This is a genomic window from Paenibacillus sp. sgz302191 (assembly GCF_057749925.1).
This window is the reverse complement of record NZ_JBYLHY010000010.1, coordinates 55,278-81,136: the sequence shown is the minus strand read 5'-3', so window position 1 is coordinate 81,136 and position 25,859 is coordinate 55,278. Positions and strand designations below refer to the sequence as shown.

Below are 25,859 nucleotides of genomic sequence, written 5' to 3'. Positions count from 1 at the left end.
GAGACATTACATGCAGGTGCAGTTACGTGTCATGAATGACAATAATACAAAAGGATCGCTTTCTCGGCTTATTGTGATGTTTCCACACTTCGGCCAAGCTCTAAAGCTTGGCTTTTGTGATTTCATCTTGTAAAGCCGGTAGACGACGATGCTCTTCTCTCACTTCTTGCAAATAGAGCGTCCATTCCTCTGTCTGATTTAGCAGAAGATAAATGGATTTCAATTCAGTTAACCACGCCGCGGCATGTTGATAGCTGGAGCGGCTTTTCTCGGCAATTCTCTTCTCGGCAAATTGGCGAAGTACCGGAAGAAGCCTTATCGGATCATGCTTTTTGACCGCTTCGAACAACCGCCGTACAGAATCGCTCAGCCTATCGGATGTATCCAGGCGCCTTTCTTGATAAACCGACCAGGCTCGGTCCAGCTCACCAATGTGCAGATGCATATCAATTAACAGAGTTTCGAATCCACGACGTTTCAGGCTAGCAACATGAGCCATCCATTTTTTCGCCTGACGGTCTCTTTCTTCCGGGGGAGTTTCGTTCAAACAGACCTGGAATAGCTCCAGTGATGGCAGTGTTTCGAACCAATGGACACGGCACGAAATCGCTTCCGCTTGGCGTTCGGCCTGTTCATATATCGCGACCAGCCATTCAAAATAGTGATTTACTTGCTGTTCGGATACGTAGTGGAATCGAATCGCGCGGAAAGGTTCGGACGATTGCCTCTGAAGCTGCTCTTGCATTTGGCCGGTGATGAATTGAAGTCGAGTGATCGCTTCATCCAAGCGATGAAAACGTTCGTAATAACGGACAAAACAGGCGGAAGTGTCCGCATCGAATGCGTTGAGCATGGCTTCCGCGCGTTCCGCCTCTGCTTCGCGGTCTGATTCGAGGCTGATCTGAACCCACCAACGGATCACCTCCGGTTCGATTGCCTCCGCAGCAGCGGTATCACGAAACAAATTCGGCTCGAAACGGGTAACATAGTTCTTTAACCGCTCATAATGCTCACCGCCAAATAAGCAGTAACCGAGCGTTTGTCTCCATGCCGCCCAATCCTCTTCTTCCTCGCAAAGTCCGACTATCCAGTCGATCAATTCTAGGAAAAACGCGCTTTTGTTGCTGATGGGGGCAGACGAATCCCGAATAATCTTGATGAGTTCTTCCGATTTGGGCCAAAAAGACACACATTCATCCTGCAAATCCTCGCCGCCCATGTCTTCATCTCCATTTTCTTGTGCCCAATCATCCAAACGCTGCAGGGTAAGCAGCATCCCAACGGAAGCATCGATCCATTCGCCGTCGGCAGCCATTTCCAGCAGCTCCGCAAACCAGCGCTCAAGCTGTTCCAGACCGGCGGTATAATCCCAGCGTCCTTCATCAGAATAATCATGATAGCCTCGATAACTGCGTTCATAACGATCTTCAAACAAAGCAGCACATTGATTGAACTCATCTTGAATGATCGGTTCAAAATGCTTTTGTGCTTTAAACCAGTCATCAGGCGTCCATTCAATCGACTTCGCCAGACGGGCCTCTCGCTCCTTCACTTTCCATACTTGATGAAGAGCGGATCGGACATGCTCATTTTGTTCCGCTAGACGCAGTACCGTATGCTGCAATTCAGTCCATGTCATTTCTTTCACCATGCTTGTTATGTGATCCAGGATATTGGTCAAGTTCATCACCTTTCGTTCATCGTCTGTTTTCTCAAGTCTAGCAGCTAGCGTCAAGGAAATGAAGAGTTCTTTTAGTGGCGATCAAAAGCACGATAAGCAAACTACAATTGCAGGGCCTTCGTGGTCAATGCCAACATCGAATACACCATCGACGACTGGGAGATGAGCAAGTGATTCCCCGTCTTCGTTTCACCGTCTTTTTTCATTGTAGCAGGGAAGGGGAATGTAGAAAATGGCAAAGTTTTGTGCTGTCTTGCGCAGCCGTTCTATATATTGTTCCGTAAGCTGCGTTCCTTCGCCCAGCATCATGGTGCCGTTTTGGTTCAATACTGGCTTGGCCAATGTTTGTCCGGGGCGAAGTGATTGTACGGTCATTGCAATCATAGTAGATCCTTCCTTCCTCTCGGGAATGATTATGGACACACGGTTGCTTGTTCGATCGACAATTGCGGAATTTCGAGAAATGCGTCTACATAAGTTCTGTCGAAATGACGGCCGCTCTGTTTGCACAGTTCTTCCCTTGCCTGCTCGGGTGTTTTGACCCGATTGTAAGGTCTGGGCTGAACCATGGCGTCATAAGCGTCGATAATGGCGCACATGCGCGCCCACGGCGGTATATCCGCGCCGCGAAGCCCGTCGGGATAACCTTGTCCGTCCCAACGCTCATGATGGGAACGTACGGTATCCAGCATCTCTTTGTTTTTCCAGCCGAGTCTGTGTCGAAGAAGCTGTACTCCCAGCTTGGGATGCTCGCGCATCAGCGCCTTTTCCGTTTCATCAAGCGGCTCACGCCTGAGCAGCAGCTCCTTGGGCAGAAACAGCTTGCCGATATCGTGAAAGCTGCAGGCCGCAGAGAACATCTCTATTTCTTGATCCGACATTTTGACAACCTTCGCCATTGCTTTGGCCAGCATGCCGACACGAACACAATGCGCGAACGTGTCGGGATCCTGCCTTAATACCAATGCCAGCAGATCCATCCGAATTCGATTTGCCATCATTTTTGACCACTCCTGTTTCTGTGTGCACATAAGTATTTCAGCTCTGTCGTGCAAGTCGAACAATAGTGATTGTTCGAATGCCAGTAGAAAGGAGACCGAAAAAAATATGCAGGCGCGAACTCACAACCAACCTGTATCCATTGATATTTCAGGCATGAACGACGAACAAGTGGTTCAAAGCTTTCTTGCCGGTTACCACCGTCCCAACACGATCCGCAATTATGGTCGTGCACTCAGTTGTTTCCGGTCATTCATTGGAGTCAAGCCTTTCAGCGAGGTTACTTGGCATGATTTGGAGCAATACAAGACCGCACTCATGAAGGGCACGATCGCGAGCAAGCCGCTGACCGCATCCGCCGTAGCAAGTCTGATCTCGCCGCTCCGTTCCTTCTACAAATGGGGAAGCAACGCCAATATTGCATTATTCAGGCACGATCCTTCGCTCTCCATCCGTCTTCCGAAAATTCAGGTAACCAGCGGTAATCATTTTCTTAACCAACGGGAACTGATGAGCCTGCTGGCGCATTTGAGCCAAAAAAATATGCGGGAATGGATGATGGTGCTTTATATGGTCATTTTGGGGCTGCGGGTTTCGGAGCTTGTGCAAATGAGGTGGAGCGATTTCCATACTGATTTCGAAGAGAGCAGTGCGTGGTTGACCGTAACGAACGGAAAGGGAGGAAAAACCAGACAAATAAAAATGCCTGAGGCGCTATGGAAGCTGCATAACGACCCGGCAATCCGGGAGAAAATACAAGCGGAAGGTTCAGCTTCGGACGAAAACAGCCGCATCTTTCCCATTACGATTCGCCAGGTGGAGCGGATCGTCAAGCGGGCTTGCAAGGAAAGCGGTATTACCAAGCAAGTGACGCCACATTGGCTTCGCCACACGAACGCAACTCTGGCATTGCTGGGCGGCGCATCGCTTCAGCAGGTGCAATACACGCTCGGCCATGTGCAAATTAACACAACGCAGCGTTATTTGCATACGGTGGAACTGATGAAAAAAAGCGCTCCCGATTTTGTTGCCGAAAGTATGCGAAATATGATGAAAAATGCCTTGTTATGAATAGCAATCTGCTTTATAATTGGTAACAATATAGGTACAGCGTCTGATGAATGTCGAACAATCACTATTGTTCGACATTTTATTATGTCCTATTCAACTCTTATTATGCATCTTTCCGGAGGCTTTTTCGAAAAAAAATAAATAATTTCCGCTGTTCAGCAAAACAAATTTCAATGAATGAAACCGCGTTGACTGATGAAATTCGGTATAAATAACATCAAGTTTATTTTCATGTAACACTTATAAAACATTCTAGGCGACCTCTTTAAGATGGTAGCCTGTTTTTCATTTTACAATTAAATCATTGTCATACATATATTTCTATGGTAAAATTTTACTTAAAATTACAGAAAAAGCATATAGAGATAGAGTTGGAGGAGAGATATGTATACGAAGCAATTTCAAACGTTAGTAGATGCCATACGAGACAGAAGTAAAATAACTGACCGTGGCATTCTTTTTATTGATGCTGATAAAATAGAAACTTTTATATCGTACAGTCAATTATTTGATGAAGCTCGAGGATATTTAGGCTATTTACAAGAAATAGGAATGAAACCAAAGCAAGAGATTATTTTTCAAATACAAGAAAACAAACGATTTTTAGTAGCATTTTGGGCTTGTATACTTGGTGGAATGATACCCGTGCCAGTAAGCGTTGGTGAAGATGAAGAACAGAACTTGAAAGTATGCCGTATTTGGGATTTGCTAAACAACCCATTCATGATTGCATCTGAGAAGGTACTGGATAAAATGAAAAAATTCGCTTTAGAACATGAATTATTGGATTTTCATCATCAATTAGAAGCTAGAACGGATATTATACAAGATAAAGTATATGATTATACATCTGTAAAATGTTATGAACCTAAGCCGGAAGAGTTGGCATTTATTCAATTCTCTTCCGGATCAACAGGTGATCCCAAAGGCGTTATGCTCACGCATCGAAACTTAATTTACAATAATTGTGCTGCTATAAATGATGCAAAAATCAGTTCAAGTGATTCTTTCCTCTCCTGGATGCCGCTTACCCATGATATGGGGTTAATTGGATTCCACCTCGTGCCGCTCGTGACAGGTATAAATCAGTACTTGATGCCAACCGAATTATTTATTCGAAAACCCGTTCTATGGATGAAAAAAGTAAATGAACACAAAGCAACCGTGCTATCCTCTCCTAACTTTGGCTATAAGTATTTCTTGAATTTCTTTCGTGAAGAAAAAGCAGCGGAATGGGACTTGTCATGTGTCAGAATCATTTATAATGGTGCCGAACCTATATTACCCGAAGTATGCCATGAGTTTTTAAACGTATTGTCAAAGTATCACTTGAGGAACACGGCAATGTTCACTGTTTATGGATTAGCTGAGGCCTCTGTTGCAGCTGCTTTTCCAAACGTAGAAGAAGAATTTACTGCTGTGCATGTACACCGGGATCATCTGAACTTCGGAGAGCATGTGATTGAATTAGACAAAGATGCTGAGCATGCAGCATCGTTTGTTTCAGTTGGAAAGGCTGTTGATTATTGCCAGCTTAGAATCTGTGACCAGGAAGATACAGTTGTCCCCGATTATGTTATTGGAAAAATTCAAATCAAGGGGGATAACGTTACCCAAGGTTATTATAATAATCCGCAAGCAACAAAGACATTGTTATCTCCAGATGGTTGGGTGAATACAGGGGATCTGGGTTTCATCATGAATGGGAATCTTGTCGTAACCGGGCGGGAAAAAGATATTATTTTCATCAATGGTAAAAATGTATACCCCCATGATATTGAGCGCGTAGCGATTCAATTGGATGGTATCGACTTAGGAAGAGTTGCAGCTTGCGGTGTTTATGATTCTACGAGCAAAGGTGAAGAAATTGTTGTATTTGTGGTTTATAAAAAAACGATCGAACAATTTCTACCCCTTATTAAAGAAATCAAAAAACACTTGTATATACACGGAGGATGGAGCGTCAAAGATGTCTTGCCCATTAAAAAACTACCAAAAACAACGAGTGGGAAAATACAGCGATATCAGTTAGCTAAGCAATATGAAGCAGGTAAATTCTTAACAGAGTCCTCATTCATCCATGAATGGAACATGAAGGATCAAACAAAAGAAACGGCTCCTGTGTCTGTTCATGTTTTAGAAACTGAATTAATTTCACTATTTTCTGAAGTGTTGGCAGGGAAGAAGATTGGTATTGGGGATAGTTATTTTGATATGGGCGCAACTTCATTGCAACTGGCTCAAATCGCTGAACGTATAGAACAAAAATATGGAGAAGAGCTTGCTATTACTGACCTCTTTACATATCCGTCTATATCCGAATTGGCAAAATATCTTGCTAAAAACGATGACGAAACTATGCAAGTCAACAAAATCATTGGAGATCATCCATCATCAAATGATATTGCTATTATTGGCATGTCTCTAAATGTCCCGGGAGCATCGAATACGCATGAATTTTGGAGTACTTTAGAGAATGGTATGTATTGTATTCATAATTATCCTGAAAAACGGGTAAAAGATGCAACGGATTATTTACAATCCATTCGAAGTGAAATGAATGAAAGTCAGTTTATTAAGGGCGGTTATTTGGATCAAATTGATCAATTCGATTATTCGTTCTTTGGTTTAACGCCGAAAACAGCACAATTTATGGACCCGAATCAAAGAATGTTCTTACAAACGGCATGGCATACGATTGAAGACGCAGGATATGCAGGTGAAGGAATCAATGGAAGAAATGTAGGCGTGTATGTGGGTTACTCTAAAGTGGGATATGATTATGAACGGCTCGTGACGGCCAGTTATCCCGAGGAACTTAAAAATTATATTATTGGAAATTTACCATCCGTACTGGCGAGTAGAATCGCCTATTTTTTGAATTTAAAAGGCCCTGCGATTACGATTGATACCGCTTGTTCTTCCTCACTTGTTGCTGTTCATATGGCGTGTAAAGGATTGCTCGCTGGAGATTGTGAAATGGCAATAGCAGGCGGCGTTCGAACGGCATTATTACCTATGAGTATTGGATTGGATATGGAATCTCCAGACGGATTAACAAGAACGTTTAGCGAAAATTCCAACGGTACTGGATTTGGCGAGGGTGTCGGAGCTGTACTATTGAAACCATTGCAGCAAGCCATTAACGATGGGGATTATATCTATGGTGTGATTAAAGGAAGTGCGATTAATCAAGATGGCAAAACGGTGGGAATTACTGCACCTAATCCTGAGTCACAGACGAATGTGATCGAACAAGCGTGGAAGGAAGCTGGAATTTCTCCAGATACGCTTAGTTTTATTGAAGCACATGGAACAGGGACTAAATTAGGTGATCCCGTTGAGTTTAATGGTCTGTGTAAAGCTTTTGAGAAATATACGAATCGGAAACAATTTTGTGCTATCGGATCTGTAAAAACAAACATCGGGCATTTATTTGAAGCAGCGGGCATAGCCGGGTTAATAAAATCTATACTCATGTTTCAAAATAAGAAAATTCCGCCATTGGTTCATTTTGATAGGCCTAATCCATTGGTTAAATTTGAAGCTTCACCTTTTTATGTGAATCAAAAGTCAATGGCTTTTGGTGAGGAAGGTAAGCCCCTGCGATGCGGGGTTAGTTCTTTCGGTTTCAGCGGTACAAATGCGCATGTTGTACTCGAAGAATTTGTGCCTTTGAAAACAGAACATAAAATTACGGTTCAAGAGCCTAATCTATTTGTTCTGTCTGCAGCGAATGAACGGGCACTTGATGAACTGGTGAGAAGTTATCAGCAATATACAACTGATCACAGTGATGTTTCCATTCAACAAATTTGTTATACAGCGAGTACGGGAAGAGCTAGTTTAGATTATCGTTTGGCCATCATTATAACCAGTACACAAGAACTAAATGAAAAATTAAAACGAATCGTACGAGGAGAGCGTAATCTGACAGATGTTTATTTTGGCTATGGAAAAAAAGATAAAAAGTTTATTTCCGATAGTCTATATAAACAGGCAAAAGCAGAATCGTTGAAGCAATTAGCCGAGTTATTTACACAGGGGGCAGTGATCGATTGGGAGAAATTTTATGGCCATGAAGTCATTCGAAAAATTCCATTGCCGTTATATCCATTTGAACAGAGGAGGTGTTGGGTTGAAGTGAAACATCCGATACCAACGGGATACATTTCAGAGAGGAATGAGGTCCAAATGGAGATGAATACAAAGGATATTGAATTGAAAATTAAAACAAGTATAAGTCGTGCTTCTGGAATTAAGTTGGATGAATTAGATGTTCATGCTCATTTTCTCCAAATGGGATTGGATTCCATTATTCTCATGCAAATCAAGAAAGAAATATTAGAAATGTTCAGTTTGGATATTCCCATGGAAATGTTTTTCGAAACTCTTACCAACATTAAGTACTTAGTTAAATATGTGTCTGAGCATATAAATGATAAAAATGTTGAGGAACACAATGAAAATCATGCAGTCGTGAACAATACGGTTGCGGTACAATCATCCGCGAATGTTTCGGAGCAAATTGTGATTTCTGCCATTCATCTGATGGAATCACAATTAAAAAGTTTGAATCTATTGTTAGGCGACCAAATCAATGCTGTTCAAGTCAAAGAAACCGCTGAAATGAACGAAATGAAAGATATGAAAAATATGAAAGATATGAAGGAAATCAAACAAGTTACGGAATCGAAGGAAGCGAAACCATTCATACCTTATCAAGTATTAAAAGTTCATGAAGAGAGCGGGTTTTCACATCCCCAGAAGCAGTATGTCGAACAATTTATTTCCAAGTATACCGCAAAAACAAAAGGCTCTAAGTTAAAAACAGGTCAAACTCGTTTTGCCCATGCGAATAATCGCAATGTATCCGGATTTCGTTCTTATTGGAAAGAAATGGTGTATCCGATTATTTCTATACGTGCGGACGGTTCAAAGATATGGGATATGGATGGGAATGAGTATTTGGATCTGACCATGGGATTTGGTGTAAATCTATTCGGTCATAATCCTTCTTTTATCCAAAATGTAATTGCGGACAGTATTCAAGACCAATTGCCTCCATTAGGTCCCATGTCAGACTTGGCAGGAGACGTCGCAGAAAAAATTTGCGAGTTGACAGGTGTAGAGCGTGTCGCATTTTATAATTCAGGTACAGAGGCAGTCATGGTTGCGCTGCGTTTAGCGAGAGCGGCAACGGGGCGTTCTAAAGTCGTATTGTTTTCAGGATCCTATCACGGAACGCATGACGGTGTGCTGGGTGTGGCGAATCCGGAGGATGTTGTATCTTCTGCGCTTCCAATGGCTCCCGGCATTGCAAAAAGCTTTATGAATGATTTGATTATTCTTAATTATAACCATCCACAAACACTGGATATCATTCAAAGTCTCGGTGATGAACTGGCTGCTGTACTTGTAGAACCGGTGCAAAGCCGAAGACCTGATGTGCAGCCAAGGCAATTTTTACAGCAGCTTAGAGAGATTACAAAACGATTTGGAGCAGCACTTATTTTCGATGAGGTCATCACTGGGTTTAGAATTGGTTTGGGTGGAGCACAAGAATGGTTTGGCGTTCAAGCAGATCTGATTACTTATGGAAAAGTTATAGGTGGCGGCATGCCTATTGGAATCGTTGCAGGCAAAGCCGAATTTATGAACGCTGTGGATGGAGGAACTTGGAATTTCGGCGATCAGTCCTATCCTGCAGCTGCGGACAAGAAAACTTTTGTCGGTGGAACATTTTGTACACACCCGCTTACGATGAGAGTATCGTTAACGGTGCTGCAGTATCTTCAATCCGAAGGAGGGAAATTATATAAGGACCTAAATGAAAAAACGGATTATCTTGTAAAAGAGTTAAATGAGTTTTTTAAAAAATCCAATGTACCTATACAAATGGTAAACTATGGATCGCTTTTTAGATTTATTTCATTTGGGGATCTGGAGTTGTTTTTCTATCATTTAATTTATAAAGGTTTATATATTTGGGAAGGTCGCAACTGTTTTATATCTACCGTGCATACGATGGATGACATGAATACCATCATTAAGTTTGTGAAAGAAACGATCTATGAACTTCGCGAGCTTGGATTTATACCTGGTGACTCGCCTATTCCGGAATATCAACTTTCTTTAGAGCAAAAGCATCTTTTATTGACTTCACTACATGGGGAAAATGCGAATGCGGCATTAAATCAAAGTGTTATTTTAAAGATGACAGGGAATGTAGAACCTTCAACACTGAATCAGGCAGTGAATCGGATAGCACATCGTCATGATGCTTTGAGAACGGTGATTCATGCAGATCGTGAAACACAACAAGTTAGACCCGTAATTGAATTTCAGTGCGCATGTATGGATTTCTCACAGTATGTCCATGAGATCCAAAAACTGGAAATTTCCAATTGGTTATCTAACGATGCGAGTAAAGCATTTGATTTACAGTCTGGGGAGCCTCTATTTAGAATCAGTTTGCTTAAACAGGCAGCGAATCAATATCTTATGGTACTTACATTTCATCACATTATTGCAGACGGTTGGTCGATTGCTGTATTCATTCAAGAGTTGGAACAAACCTATTCTGCTCTTATTCGAGGGGTTCCAGTTTTATTACCTGAAGCCACTTCATTCCGTGAATATTTAACATGGCAGCAGCTTGAACATGAAAAAGGTACATTTACACAAGGGATTCAGTTTTGGAAAGAGCAATTTTCCTTATCATTCCCCAAATTAATTTTACCAACGATGCAGTTCCAGGATGTTCAAAAAGGTTATTCAGGGGAAAGACATTCGATGAAGTTGGATCGTCAATTAACCGAATCACTGAGAACTTTAAGTATAAATAATAAGAGCAGCTTGTTTGTAACCATGTTCGCCGCGTTTCATTTATATTTGCATCGACTAACAGGTCAGTCTCAACTTGTGATTGGCGTTCCTACGGCGGGTCAGTCCCATATGAATACAAATGTGCTTATTGGCAATTGCGTCAATATTGTACCTGTTCACAATACCGTGCAAACGGATCAGTCCATTTTAGACAATATCCTTTATATCAAGGAAACGTTAGCTCGCGTAATGAAACATCAGCATGTTCCGTTGACGATCGTATCCGAACAACTTCCCAATATGCCGGCGCCGGATACCCGCATTTTATTTAATATGGATAGAACGATTCATCGTCTTCAATTTGAACATATAGAGACCGAATTTATGTCGTATCCCATTAAACGTGTTCCTTATGATTTATTTCTTAATATTACGGATGTCAGCTATGAATTGATCCTGGATTTTGATTATAATACCGATCTCATTGGACATGAGATGATGAAAATGTGGTCTGAAGGATTTATTGGCTTGCTGCAAAATATGGCGAATCATCCACAGGCTGAAATTTCGTCTTTAACGTTATTTTCACCTGAACAACAAGATCAATTAAATGAAATGTACAACCGTTTTGCATATGAGCGCGTTCTTAGCGCCAATCAAGCAGCCGTGTTTGAAAATCCGGCCAATGATACGGAGAGAAAGCTGGCGCTGATCTGGGAGGAACTATTATCCGTGGATCAAGTGGGGAGAAATGATCATTTTTTTGATCTCGGAGGGAACTCGCTCAAGGCGACGGTGATGCTTTCAAAGGTACAAGAGCAGTTCCATCACAAAATTTCGATTGTACAATTTTTTAAGAATCAACATCTTAAGGAACTTGCCAGTCTGATTACGGGCGAGAAAGAAGAAACTTTTATGCCTATTAAGGCATTGGAAGTAAAAGAATTCTATGAAACATCCTCAGCACAACAGCGGATCTATTTTCTGGATCAATTTGAGCCGAATAGCCTATTTCAAAACATGTGCGGGCACATCACGGTCACAGGAAATATAGATGAACATAAATTGATTTCATCATTGGAACAAATGGTGCAACGTCACGAAGTATTTCGCACAAGTTTTCATCTTGTTGACGGAGAACTTTACCAAAATATTGCCCCATCGGTTGATTTTGAAGTGAAAAGGTCTCAAAAAAGTCCTAGTCAATTTGAACAAGATGTGAAGGAGTTTGCAAGACCATTTGATTTGTCAAAGGCTCCATTAATACGTGCCGAATTCATTCGAGTAAACCATGATCATGCAGAAATACTCATCGATATGCATCATATTATTTCGGACGGGTATTCCGTTGGTATTCTCGCTAATGAACTCATCGATGATTATGACGGAAGAAGCATGCCTGAAATTGAAGTTGAATACAAAGACTTTGCAGCTTGGCAGAAACAATTTTTGGCGGGAGAGTCTTATAAGCAGCAAGAAACATATTGGCTGGATCAATTTAAAGGGGAGATTCCGAACCTTAATTTGCCTACTGATTTTGTTCGAACACCTTCTTTAACTTCGGCAGGGTCAAGATTGTCATTCGTTTTGGATCCATATTTGAAGAATTCGCTGGATAAGCTTGCCAAACAAACGGGAACCACTTTATTTATGGTTTTATTGGCAGCTTATAATGTGATGCTTCATCATTATTCGGCTCAAGAAGATATTATTGTAGGTACGCCAACTTCAGGAAGAAACCATCCTGATGTCGAAAAAATGATAGGTGTCTTTATTCAGACGGTAGCCATTAGATCACAGCCGGCGGGGAATAAATCGTTTCGATGCTATCTCGAAGAAATAAAAAAACTATCCCTGGATGCATTGGATAACCAAGACTATCTGTTTGACAACCTTGTAGAGAAGTTAAATACGCATCGTGATACAACCGGGACAGCGATCTTCAATACGATGTATATCTTTTTAAATACAGAGTTGAATCAAAGGCAAGAAAATGATTGCAAGTTTAAAGTTAGAGAATTAAATGTCGGTATATCGTTGTATGATTTAATGTTCATCGTTGAAGATGACAGAGAGTGCCTGGAAATGCACTTTAATTATAAGACGGAACTATTTGAACGGGACACCATTGACAGGATGAAAACGCATTTTATCAACATCCTCAGAGACATTATGATCGAACCGGATGTTGTCTTGTCAGACATTCAAATGGTGTCTGAAAGTGAGCAAAACTATCTTTTAAATGAATGTAACGATACAAAGATAGATTATTCGCGGGATAAGACAATCCAGGAATTATTCGAAGCGCAGGCGGAGCGGACCCCCGATCAATTGGCCGTTGTATTTGGAGATCAGCAATTGACGTACCGTCAACTGAACGAACGTGCGAATCGGTTGGCGCGTACGCTAAGAGCGGAGGGAGTATATGCGGACCAATTAGTAGGCATCATGACAGAGCGTTCTATTGACATGATGGTTGGCATCTTTGGAATTTTAAAAGCGGGAGGGGCGTATGTGCCGATCGATCCGGATGCTCCGGAAGAGCGTATCCGGTATATTTTACATGATTCGGGAGCAACGTTGTTAGTCACGCAAAGGCATCTTAAGCAGTCTGTATCTTTCAATGGCAAAGTTATTGATTTGAACGACAAAGAAGCCTATGCAGATCATATGTCGAATTTGGAGTCCGCAGGAGATTCCAAGCAGTTGGCTTATGTGATCTATACTTCAGGTACAACAGGCAAGCCGAAAGGCGTGATGATTGAACACCGTCAGGTTCATCACTTGGTTAAAGCGTTGTATAGCCAGGTTATTGATGATCAGCATAAAAATTTGCATATCGCTTTACTGGCGCCTTACTATTTCGATGCATCTGTCAAGCAAATTTTCGGCGCACTGCTATTAGGCCATACCTTATATATCGTGGACAAGGAAACGATACTGGATGGACAAGATTTAATGAATTACTATCAACACAATCAAATTGATTTAACAGACGGTACGCCTGCGCACTTGAAATTACTTTTAAAAGCAAAAAACGTTCAAAGGATATCGTTAACATACATGCTGATTGGCGGGGAGGCTCTTCCTCAGCAAAGTGTAGCTGAAATAACATCATTATTTTCGCTCAACCAAATAGCGCCGCCAACCATTATCAATGTATACGGCCCGACAGAATGTTGCGTGGATGTTGCTGTGTTCAGTGTGATTCCAGAGCAGCTTGATTCGGAGAATAGCCGGGCTTACGTGCCGATTGGCCGAACATTAGGAAATAACCGTCTGTATATTTTGAATAGACATGAAAAAGTACAGCCTGTGGGAGTCGTAGGAGAATTGTGTATTTCCGGCGATGGGGTAGGCAGAGGGTACTTGAATTTACCTGAGCTGACAGCGGAGAAATTTGTAAGTGATCCGTTTGTCCAGGGAGCAAAAATGTATAAGACGGGAGATTTGGTGAAATGGCTTCCGGATGGCAACATCGAGTATTTGGGACGAACGGATCATCAAATAAAAATTCGCGGATACCGGATCGAAGTAGGGGAAGTCGAAGCAGCACTGTTGCATATAGAGTGTGTGAAAGAGGTCATCGTCATTGCACATGAGGATGTGAACGGGGACAAATCTTTATGTGCATACTTCACAGCGGATTACATGCTGACGGTTAAAGAGTTGAAAGAAAAACTGTCAAATGTTTTACCGAATTACATGGTTCCATCCTACTTTATACAATTGGATCACATGCCTCTGACATCGAACGGAAAAATGAATCGCAGATTGCTTCCGGTTCCAGAAGAAAACATACAAACGGGAAGCGAATATGTAGAGCCCCGTACGATGGTGGAAAAACAGCTGCTGGCCATTTGGCAAGACGTGCTTGCCGTAAAAAAAATCAGCGTAAAAGATATTTTCTTTGATGTAGGAGGCAACTCTTTACGAGCGACAAAGCTGGTGTCCAAAATCAATCGAAAAATGAATGTCACTATATCTGTAAGAAACGTCTTTGAATGGCTCACGATCGAACAGATGGCTCAGTCCATTGACCATATGGAGCGGAATGTATTAGCATCCATCCCCAAAGCTGAGGAGAAAGAATACTACCCTATTTCTTCGGCGCAAATGAGAATGTACATTATGAGCATCAAAGGCGGCAAAGAACTCATTTACAACATGTCAGGCTTCTTTATGATCGAAGGATCGCTTGATCGTATGAGATTAGAAGAAGCGTTCCAACAATTAATTCATCGTCATGAGTCTCTTCGGACGGCATTTAAAATCATACACGGAGAGCCTAAACAAATTATACATCCTGAAGTGAATTTTGGAATTGAATGGATAGAGTCAACGGAAGAAGATATCGAAAACCAAATTCAACAGTTTGTTCGCGCATTCGATCTCGGCCAAGCGCCTCTTATGAGAACGGGGCTTATTGAACTTGAGCAGGAGCGTCATGTATTGCTTGTAGATATGCACCATATCATTTCAGATGGGTTATCCGTCAACATTCTAATGACTGAGCTTAGCCAGTTGTATAAGGGAGCCGAGCTTTCACCTCTTCGAATTCAATACAAGGATTATACTGAATGGCAGCAGGTTCAACTTCAAAGTGACCGGATGAAAAAGCAGGAGAAGTACTGGCTTGATGTCTTTAGTGAAAAGATTCCTTTATTGGATATGCCAACAGACTATGAGAGACCTGAATCCCTAAGCTATGAGGGAGATGTATTCGAAATTGCTATGGAGGAAGAAATTTTTGCAGGCTTAAGAAAAATGGAAGCTCTGACAGGAACGACGCTGTATATGATTGTATTGGCAGCCTATACCATTCTTTTGTCCAAATACAGCGGACAAGAAGATATCATCGTTGGAACGCCGATTGCCGGAAGGACCCATGCAGAATTGGAACCGGTTATGGGGATGTTTGTGAATACACTTGCTGTTAGAAATTATCCTAGGGGAGAACAAACATTTACGGAGTACTTGCTTGAAGTTAAAGAAAATATGTTAAACGCCTATGAAAATCAAGATTATCCTTTTGAGGAATTGATCGAGAGAGTCCAAATAATCAAAGATGCCCGGCGCAATCCGTTGTTTGACACGATGTTCGTATTGCAAAATACCGATGCAGCGGAGTTTCAAATGGATGGTGCAACATGTAAACCTTATGCTCAAAATAATAGGGTATCCAAATTTGATTTAACATTATATACAACCGTTTCTGATCATAAACTGGAAGCCGCTTTTGAATATAGTACAACCTTATTTGAGAAAACAACGATTGAAGCGATGTCAAGAAATTTGTTGTTACTTTTAACATCCATTTGTCAAAACCCTCATATCGAAATTAACAAAATCAAGCTGGTTGAAGAATTAATGAATCGGGATACGCTAACAGATTTAATTGAAGTGGATTTTTAATATAACATACAAATGTGGATCGGGGTGACGTATGTCAATTTTTAAAAAACAAGAATCTTTTTGGGCAAGTCGGTTTGAAGATGGTGATTATCTTATTCATTTGCCCTATTGTAAAACAACTTCAAAGCATTCAGGCGATACGGATAATCACAATTATATATATAAACCTTTGTCATACGACGTTTCACATAAAATCAAGTCCATCTCGAAAAACGCTCATATGGCGATTTATACGATATTATTAACCGGAGTTAATTGCCTGCTTTATAAATATACGAGTGAAACAAAGATGATTATTGGCATGCCGACGATTGATGAAAAGAACAATGACCTTTCGCTTTCGAATAAGTTCTTAATTTTAAAAAATCATATAAATAGTACGATGTCATTTAAATCCTTATTTAATCAAGTGAAATTAGGTTTAAGCGAAGCCATCCAGCATCAAAGAGTACCTTTCAGAAAAATGGTCGAACATTTAAATATACAATATGATTCGAACCACTTACCTATGATCCATACCATTGTTTCTTTAAATGAAATTCATTCATCCCTTGATGAAAACAACGTAAAAGCAGCAGCTACTATTTTCCATTTTGATCTGGAGAATGAGTTCATTCATCTGAAATTATTTTATGATAAGGATCGCTATGATCAAGATTTTATGGTTCAAGTTATAGAACATTTAGACCGATTGTTTTCCGTTGTTTTAAACCAACCTGACCTGGAGCTAAGTAAAGTAGAAATGCATTCAGAGCTTCATAGAAACAAGCTTTTATTTGATTTTAACGATACAGCGGCGGAGTATCCAAAGAACAAGACGATGCATCAATTATTTGAAGAACAGGTGGAACGAACACCGGATCATGCAGCTGTGGTATTTGAGAATAAACAACTAACGTACAGAGAATTAAATCAACAATCGAATCGATTGGCCCGGACGCTTCAATCTAATGGTGTGCAAGCGGGGCAGTTAGTTGGGATTATGGCGGAACGCTCGCTCGAGATGATCGTAGGCTTATTCGGTATTTTAAAAGCTGGGGGAGCTTATGTTCCAATCGATCCGGAATATCCGGAAGAACGTATTCATTTTGTATTAGAGGATTCAAAAGTGAAATGGTTGCTGCTGCAAAGTCATTTACAGAAACCGGAAAATTTTGAAGGGACATGCATCGTCCTTGATGATGAAGAGAGTTACAATACCAATCATTTGAACTTGGAGCAATCAGCGAGTCCGCGTGACTTGGCATATGTGATCTATACGTCAGGAACAACAGGGAATCCTAAAGGAGTTATGATCGAACACAGCAGCATTGCGAATTCCATTCAGTGGAAATCGGAATTTTATAAATTTACTGGAGAAGATCGGGTATTGATGCTGAATCCATTCGTTTTTGATTCGTTTATTACCCATTTTTTTGGTCCGGTTATATCTGGATCGACGGTATATGTGTTAAACCAACAACAATGTAAAGATGCTGCAGCAATCAATACCATGATAAAAAAGCAGGGAATCACGCACATCCAAAGTCCGCCTAGTTTTTTGATGACCCTATTGGAAAATGTGAACGCAGAAGATTGGATTTCAATGAAAAATGTCGTCGCTGCGGGTGAGAAGATTATACCTGCCTTAATACACAAATTGCAGCACATCAATGCGCACATCGAAGTTTGCAATGAATATGGTCCAACCGAAAATAGTGTCGTATCCACGGTTCTTTCTATCAATTGCGCGGATCAAGACATCTCAATCGGGAAGCCTATTGCGAATAATAAAGTCTATATATTAGGGGAACAGAATGGATTACAGCCTATTGGGGTACAGGGAGAATTATGTGTAGCAGGAGCAGGGCTCTCTAGAGGTTACTTAAACCGTCCAGACCTGACGGCGGAGAAATTCGTAGATGATCCGTTTGTTTTGGGAGCAAAAATGTACAAGACGGGTGACCTCGCAAGATGGTTGCCGGATGGAAACATTGAATATATAGGAAGGATGGACCATCAAGAGAAAATTCGCGGATACCGGATCGAACTTGGCGAAGTGGAAACGGCACTTTTAAACATAAGCATGATCCAAGAGGCAATCGTCATGGCCAGAGAAGATGAAGCGGGAACAAAGCAATTATGTGCATACCTGGTAGGTAAGGAAGCAATAACGATAGGAAAACTGCGGGAAGAGCTGTCCCGGCAGCTGCCAAACTACATGATTCCGTCCTATTTTGTACAACTGGACCAGATGCCGCTTACGTCTAATGGAAAAATTAACCACAAAGCGCTGCCTGCTCCAAAAGAAAATATGTTGAAGGGAATGGAGTACGAAGCACCGCGAACTATGGTGGAACAACAACTCGCATCCATCTGGGAAACGGTACTAGGCGTTGAGAAAATTGGGGTTTTGGATAATTTCTTTGAGCTTGGAGGGGATTCGATTAAATCGATTCAAGTTTCTTCGAGATTATATCAAGCGGGCTATCAGGTACAGATGGATCATTTGTTTAAATATCCAACCATAGCAAGCTTAATTCCATATGTTCAACCGATTAGCGCGATGTCAGAACAGGGGATCATAACTGGAAACGTGATGCTGACTCCAATTCAGCATTGGTTTTTTGAGCAATATAAGGTGGATGCCCATCACTATAATCAATCTGTTATGTTATATCGGAAGGAAGGTTTTCACGAAGCCACCCTTCGCCGCGTATTAAATAAAATTTGCGAGCATCATGATGCGCTTCGTATCGTATACCGCCCAACGGAACATGGTTATGAAGCATGGAATGAAGGGGTGGAAAAACAACCGTTACATACGTTTGAAGTGATGGATTTCACCCCATTAACTGATCCTTCTCAACAGATAGAGAATAAAGCAAATGAAATTCAAAGTAGTATCAACTTGGGTAAGGGACCCTTGATGAAGGTAGGCTTGTTTCAATGTGCAGATGGAGATCATCTGTTGATTGTTATTCACCATTTGGTCATCGACGGGGTTTCATGGCGAATTTTGATAGAAGACATCTCGAGGGGATATGAACAATTATGCAATGAAGAACCGATTCAACTACCTCAAAAAACAGATTCATTCCTATTATGGGCAGAACAACTGAAATTGTATGCGGACAGTGATGCCATAAAACAAGAGCTTGAATATTGGGATGAAATCGAACAAACAGCATATAAGCCGTTGCCTAAAGATGATAGACAGGATTATGCGCTGGAAAAAGACAGTGAAGAAATAACTTTGGAATGGACAGCAGCAGAAACGGAGCAGTTATTAAAACAAGCGAATCGTGCCTATAAAACGGAGATTAACGATTTGCTGTTAAGCGCATTAGGCATGTCTATTCATCATTGGACTGGCATGGATAAAGTTCCGGTCAATCTGGAAGGACATGGAAGAGAACAAATTATACCGGATCTCGATATTACGCGTACGATCGGTTGGTTTACTAGCCAGTATCCTGTTGTACTGAATATGGAAGCAAGCTCAAATTTGTCCCGCCTCATCAAGACAAACAAAGATAATCTTCGCAAAATTCCCCAAAAAGGCATTGGTTATAGTATTTCAAGGTATTTAACGGGGAATCGGAAAGAGGTTCCATTTACATTGAATCCTGAAATTAGTTTCAACTATTTGGGACAATTCGATCAGGATATTCAAAACAGTGCGATGCAGATATCCCCATACTCGGGCGGTGCAACAGCAAGCGAAAACCACACAAGAAATCATCTTATTGACATAAACGCCTTAATTGTAGAAGGCAAATTGTCGCTTTCACTTCGGTATAGCCGCACGCAATATCGAAAGGAAACGATGGAGTCATTGACAAAATTATTTAGAGATTGTCTCCAAGAAATTATCATGCACTGCGTGACGAAAGAGAAACCGGAATTAACACCAAGTGATGTTTCGTTAAAAGGAATCACCATTGAAGAATTAGAAGGATTTGTACAGCAATCCGCACACATTGGTGAAATAGAAGATATATATGCGTTATCGCCTATGCAAAACGGAATGTTTTTCCATAATCTGCTTCATTCAAGTTCTGAAGCTTATTTTATTCAAACGACGCTTGATCTTCATGGGTCTTTGGATGTGGAAGCTTTCACGAAGAGTTTGGATCATATGATGCAACGAAATACCATATTAAGAACTAATTTTCACAGCAAATGGAAGAATAAACCACTGCAAGTCGTATATCGACATAAACAGAATGGACTTATATATGAAGATTTGCGTGAAATGAACGAAGAAGAACGTGAAGCGTATGTGGCGTCCTATACGAGAGAAGATAAAATCAAAGGTTTCGACTTGTCTCAAGATGTGTTAATGCGTATCTCGATCTTGCATACCCATGATAAAACATATCGTTTTATTTGGAATTATCATCATATTTTGATGGATGGATGGTGTCTATCTCTTGTTATAAAGGAGTTATTCGAAGGATACTTTGCTATTCAAGAACAAAGAAAACCTGAGGAAAAGGGAGCGATCCTATACAAACAATATATCGAATGGTTGGAAAAGCAAGATCATGAACAATCTTTGAAATACTGGAGTGACTACTTAAAAGGTTATGACGAGCAAACGGCTCTGCCGAAAGAAAATACAATAACGAAGAGTGACGAGTATCGTTCAGAGAATATGATTTTTACACTAAGTAAAGAGTTGACTAGGCAAATGACACAAGCAGCCAGTCAGAATCAGGTTACGCTGAATACGTTCATGCAGACAGCATGGGGAATGTTACTGCAGCAGTATAATGGCAGTGAAGATGTTGTATTCGGGAGTGTGGTATCGGGCAGACCGGCGGCGATCGTCGGTGTTGAAAGCATCATTGGCTTATTCATCAATACAATCCCCGTACGTATTCAGGCCCAAGGAAATGAGACATTTATAGAGCTCTTGAAGCGGAATCAGGAACAAGCTGTCGCTTCGCATCATTACGATACGTATCCATTATATGAGATTCAAGCTGTAACACAACAAAAACAAAATTTGATCGATCATATTCTGGTATTCGAAAATTATCCCGTACAAGGCATTATGGAACAGTTTGGAGATCAAGAGAAGACAGCTCTTCAGATTACAAATGTAGAAGCGGATGAACAAACGAATTATGATTTTAACCTGATTATCAAACCAGGTGAAGAAATGAAATGGATGTTCTATTACAATGCAAACGTCTATGATCGGGCAAGCGTAGAACGCATTCGCGATCATTTGATTCAAGTGTTGGAGCAAGTGATCAACAACCCGCATATCCGTATAAATGAAATGGAATGGACAACAACACAAGAGAAAACGCAAATTTTAGAAGTATTTAATGATTCCATGGCTGAATATCCATTGGACAAGACGATTCACGGGCTGTTTGAAGAGCAAGCTGTGCGAACTCCTGAACAAGTGACGGTTGTATTTGAGGATCAACACTTGACCTATAAAGATCTGAACGAGAAAGCCAACCAATTGGCAAGAACGCTCAAAGTCAAAGGGATTGAGGCGGATCAGTTAATTGGGATCATAGCTGAGCGATCGTTAGATATGATCATTGGCATCCTCGCGATTTTGAAAGCCGGCGGAGCATATGTGCCAATTGACCCCGAATATCCGGAGGATCGTATTCGTTATATGCTTGAGGATTCGGGAGTACATGTATTATTGCTGCAAAGTCATTTGCAGGAACGCATATCTTTTGCAGGAAAGGTTGCCTACCTGGATCATCCCGAGTTTTATCATGAAGACAATTCAAACTTGGGAATCACCGCTGCACCAACGGGATTGGCATACGTCATTTATACTTCAGGAACGACAGGTAAACCAAAAGGTACGTGTATTGAACATAAAAATGTCGTTCGTTTATTGTTTAATAGTAAAAATTTGTTTGACTTTGATGCCTCAGACACATGGACGTTGTTTCATTCCTTTTGTTTTGATTTTTCCGTGTGGGAAATGTATGGGGCATTGCTCTATGGCGGAAAATTAGTCATCGTGCCGCAAATGACGGCAAAAAGTCCGGAACAATTTTTACAATTGTTAAAAGATGAGCGAGTGACGATATTGAATCAAACGCCAACGTACTTCTATCATCTTCTTCAAGAAGAGCTGAAAGATCATGGAGGAGAGTTGAAATTAAGAAAAGTGATTTTTGGAGGAGAGGCCCTCAATCCAGCGGTATTAAAGGATTGGAGGGTAAAATATCCATTCATACAGTTGATTAATATGTATGGAATCACCGAAACAACGGTTCATGTAACATATAAAGAAATAACCGGGATCGAAATACATGCAGGAAAAAGCAATATTGGAAAACCGATCCCTACTTTGCAAACGTATATTTTGGATAAACAACTACGAATTCAACCGATCGGCGTGCAGGGAGAGTTGTATGTAGCAGGTGAGGGGCTTGCCAGAGGTTATCTGAACCGACCTGATTTAACAGCAGAGAAATTCGTTGATAATCCATTTGTTACAAAAGGGAAAATGTACAGAACGGGAGATGCCGCGAGATGGCTGCCGGATGGAAATATTGAATATCTGGGACGGATTGATCATCAAGTGAAAATTCGCGGTTACAGAATTGAGCTTGGCGAAGTGGAAACAGCACTCTTGAAAATAGACTCCATTCAAGAAGCGGTCGTTATTGCCCGGGAACATGACGATGGAACGAAGCAATTATGTGCGTATTGGAAAGGCAACAGCCCACTAACAGCAAAGGAAATTAGAATGGCATTATCTCAAGAAATCCCGGATTATATGATCCCGTCTTATTTTGTTCGATTAGAGCAAATACCGTTAACGTCAAATGGAAAAATTGACCGAAAAGCATTGCCTTCTCCAGAAGAAAGCATGCAAAAGGGAACAGAATATATGGCGCCACAAACCCATATAGAACAAACGATAACATCTGCTTGGGAAGCCGTGCTCGGCGTTCAAAAGATTAGCATCCTGGATAATTTCTTTGAACTTGGGGGCGATTCGATTAAATGCATTCAAGTTTCCTCACGCTTGTTCCAAGCTGGATATAAAGTGGAAATGAAGCATTTTTTCACATATCCGACAGTAGCGGAGTTAAGTTTACACGTTAAATCAGCGAGCACCATTTCTGAGCAAGGGGAAGTTACCGGACAGGTGATGCTGACACCGATTCAACGCTGGTTCTTTGATCAAAATATGGCGGACGCACATCACTACAATCAGGAAATGATGTTCTATCGAGAACAAGGTTTTGAAGTCAGTTTCATTCACAACGTGATGAATAAGATTGTTAAGCATCATGATGCTCTTCGTATCGTTTACCGTCAAGCGGCTGAAGGCGGATATGAAGCGTGGAGTCGGGGGATAGAGGAAGAACAATTATTCAGTCTTGAAATCGTTGACCTTAAAAAAGAAGTAAACCCTGCACCTATCATTGAAAATAAAGCGAAAGAAATTCAGTGCAGTATAGATCTGTATCACGGGCCTCTCATAAAACTAGGCTTGTTCCAATGTGCCGAAGGAGATCATTTACTTATTGCCATTCATCATTTGGTGGTTGACGGGGTTTCATGGCGTATTTTATATGAAGATATTCAAGCAGGACATGATCAGTTCTTAAGAGGTCAAGAAATTCGGTTTCCACAGAAAACGGCTTCGTTTAAACAATGGGCAGAACAAATGTCTATTTTTGCAGATAGCGCTGCGATGGAGCAAGAAGATAAATATTGGCGTCGTATGGAGCAGGTTGAAATAAACCCGCTGCCTAAAGATGTTGATTGTGATGAGACTATCGGGAAAGATAGTGAAACGATAACCATTCAGTGGACAGCAGCGGAAACCGAGCAATTGTTAAAGCAGACACATCATACGTATAATACGGAAATTAATGATATATTGCTGACGGCACTGGGAATGGCTATTCATGAATGGACAGGCATGGAAGAAATCGTTGTGAATATGGAAGGGCACGGGAGAGAACAAATCATTCCGGATGTGGATATCACGCGTACAGTGGGATGGTTTACGAGTATGTACCCAGTGATCCTAACGATGAAAGCCGGGATCGATGTATCGAGAAGAATTAAGACGGTTAAGGAAGAACTGCGCCGGATACCGAACAAGGGTATTGGCTACGGGATTTTAAGGTATTTGTCACATGTGCGTGAAGGATTCACTTTTGAGAAAAATCCCGAAATTAGTTTCAACTATATGGGCCAGGTGAATCAAGGTTCAGACAATGGTGGAATTAAATTTTCAACTTATTCCAGCGGACCATCCGTAAGTGAAAACAACAAGAGACCGTTTGTACTTAATATCAATGGGATCGTTATAGAGGGAAGGCTGTCGCTCACCATTAACTATAGTCGAAGACAATATCAACGGGAAACGATGGAGCAGTTGGCTTGTTTCTATAAGGAAAGTCTTAAAGAAGTCATTGAACATTGTGTTACGAAAGAACGAACCGAACTTACACCAAGTGATATTTCATGCAAGTCATTAACCATTGATCAACTGGATCAATTAGTGGAACAAACTCAGCACATCGGTCATATCGAAAATGTGTATCCACTAACACCGTTGCAGAAGGAAATGCTGTACGAAAGTGTACGAAATCCAATTTCGGGAGCTTATTTTGTGCAAATCATGTTTGACATGCGTGGAGATTTCGATGCTGCCTCTTTTGCACAGAGCTTGGATCATTTGATGCAAAGACATGCGATATTAAGAACTAATTTTTATCGTGATTTCGTGGACATCCCGTTGCAAATCGTTTATCAAGAGAAAAAATTTGAATTTAATGTTGAAGATTTAATGGATATGAATGAGTTGCAACGAAAGGCGTATGCTGACGATTATATCCAACTGGACAAGGAAAGAGGATTTGATTTACAACAAGATTCTTTAATACGCATGTCTCTCTTACGAACAAAGAATGAAGAATACCGCGTCATATGGAGTTTTCACCATATTTTAATGGACGGCTGGTGTATGTCTCTTGTAAGCAAAGAAATTTTTGAAAATTACTTTGCGATTCGGGAGAACAGAAAACCCGAAATGACTTTATTAACACCGTATAGTCAATTCATTGAGTGGTTGGAACAGCAAGACAATGAAGGAGCCATAACGTATTGGAGTCATTACTTGGAAGGCTATGAAGGGCAAACGAAATTACCCGGAGAAAAAATCAAACTGAAGCATGAAAGACAAGATTCCAGAACGCTAAGCTGTTATTTGGAAGATGCACTGATCCAGCAAATGAAACAGGCAGCGGAGCAGCATCAGGTTACGATTCATACGTTCGTGCAGACGGCTTGGGGTGTTTTGCTGCAGCAATATAATGAAAGCAACGATGTTGTATTCGGAAGTGTTGTATCGGGCAGACCGCCTGTCATTCCTGGTATCGAAAGTATGATTGGATTATTTATCAATGCAATCCCTGTTCGTATCCACTCTAAGGGAGAGGATTCTTTTATATCAATCATGAAAAGGAATCAGGCACAAGCCGTTGAGTCACATGCATACGATACGTATTCCTTGTATGATATTCAAAATCTAACCAAGCAAAAACAATCTTTGATCAACCATGTTGTTGTATATCAGAATTTTCCTGTAGAAGAGCAAATGGAGAATTTGGGCAAAAAAGGGGAAAGACCGCTTGAAATTATGAATGTTGAGGGTACAGAACACAATAGCTTTGATTTTACTTTGATCGTAAAGCCCCATGAGAAGATGAAGATCATATTGATGTACAATGCAAATGTTTATGACTTATCCACCGTAGAACAGATTCAAAAACATTTTGTTTCCATGATTAAACAGGTGGTAACGAACCCGGAAGTTCAAATAAACGAACTTGGATTGATTACGTCGAGTAGTTTTTAGCGCCGCTCA

At 41.0% G+C, this 25,859-nt stretch carries 6 protein-coding genes; 3 read left to right on the top strand and 3 right to left on the bottom strand.

Annotated elements, in window-relative coordinates:
* Positions 1 to 100 precede the first annotated feature (100 nt).
* From AC3G2T_RS16355 to AC3G2T_RS16345, 3 genes are all read right to left on the bottom strand, one after another.
* Positions 101 to 1,681, bottom strand: a complete 1,581-nt coding sequence (locus AC3G2T_RS16355; protein ID WP_488436172.1) for a hypothetical protein — start codon at positions 1,679 to 1,681, stop codon at positions 101 to 103.
* 189 nt (positions 1,682 to 1,870) lie between these two features.
* Positions 1,871 to 2,065: a hypothetical protein gene (locus tag AC3G2T_RS16350; protein ID WP_488436171.1), complete on the bottom strand. Its 195-nt coding sequence runs from the start codon at positions 2,063 to 2,065 to the stop codon at positions 1,871 to 1,873.
* 29 nt (positions 2,066 to 2,094) lie between these two features.
* Positions 2,095 to 2,682: an HD-GYP domain-containing protein gene (locus AC3G2T_RS16345; protein WP_488436170.1), complete on the bottom strand. Its 588-nt coding sequence runs from the start codon at positions 2,680 to 2,682 to the stop codon at positions 2,095 to 2,097.
* Positions 2,683 to 2,788: 106 nt separating this feature from the next.
* Here AC3G2T_RS16345 and AC3G2T_RS16340 point away from each other — a divergent pair, with 106 nt between their 5' ends.
* The 3 genes from AC3G2T_RS16340 to AC3G2T_RS16330 all read left to right on the top strand — a co-directional run bounded on the left by AC3G2T_RS16340 (position 2,789) and on the right by AC3G2T_RS16330 (position 25,850).
* Positions 2,789 to 3,751: a tyrosine-type recombinase/integrase gene (locus AC3G2T_RS16340; protein WP_488436169.1), complete on the top strand. Its 963-nt coding sequence runs from the start codon at positions 2,789 to 2,791 to the stop codon at positions 3,749 to 3,751.
* A 384-nt stretch (positions 3,752 to 4,135) separates the two neighbouring features.
* Positions 4,136 to 15,994: an amino acid adenylation domain-containing protein gene (locus tag AC3G2T_RS16335; RefSeq protein ID WP_488436168.1), complete on the top strand. Its 11,859-nt coding sequence runs from the start codon at positions 4,136 to 4,138 to the stop codon at positions 15,992 to 15,994.
* A gap of 31 nt (positions 15,995 to 16,025) precedes the next feature.
* Positions 16,026 to 25,850, top strand: a complete 9,825-nt coding sequence (locus AC3G2T_RS16330) for an amino acid adenylation domain-containing protein (RefSeq protein WP_488436167.1) — start codon at positions 16,026 to 16,028, stop codon at positions 25,848 to 25,850.
* Positions 25,851 to 25,859: the final 9 nt, after the last annotated feature.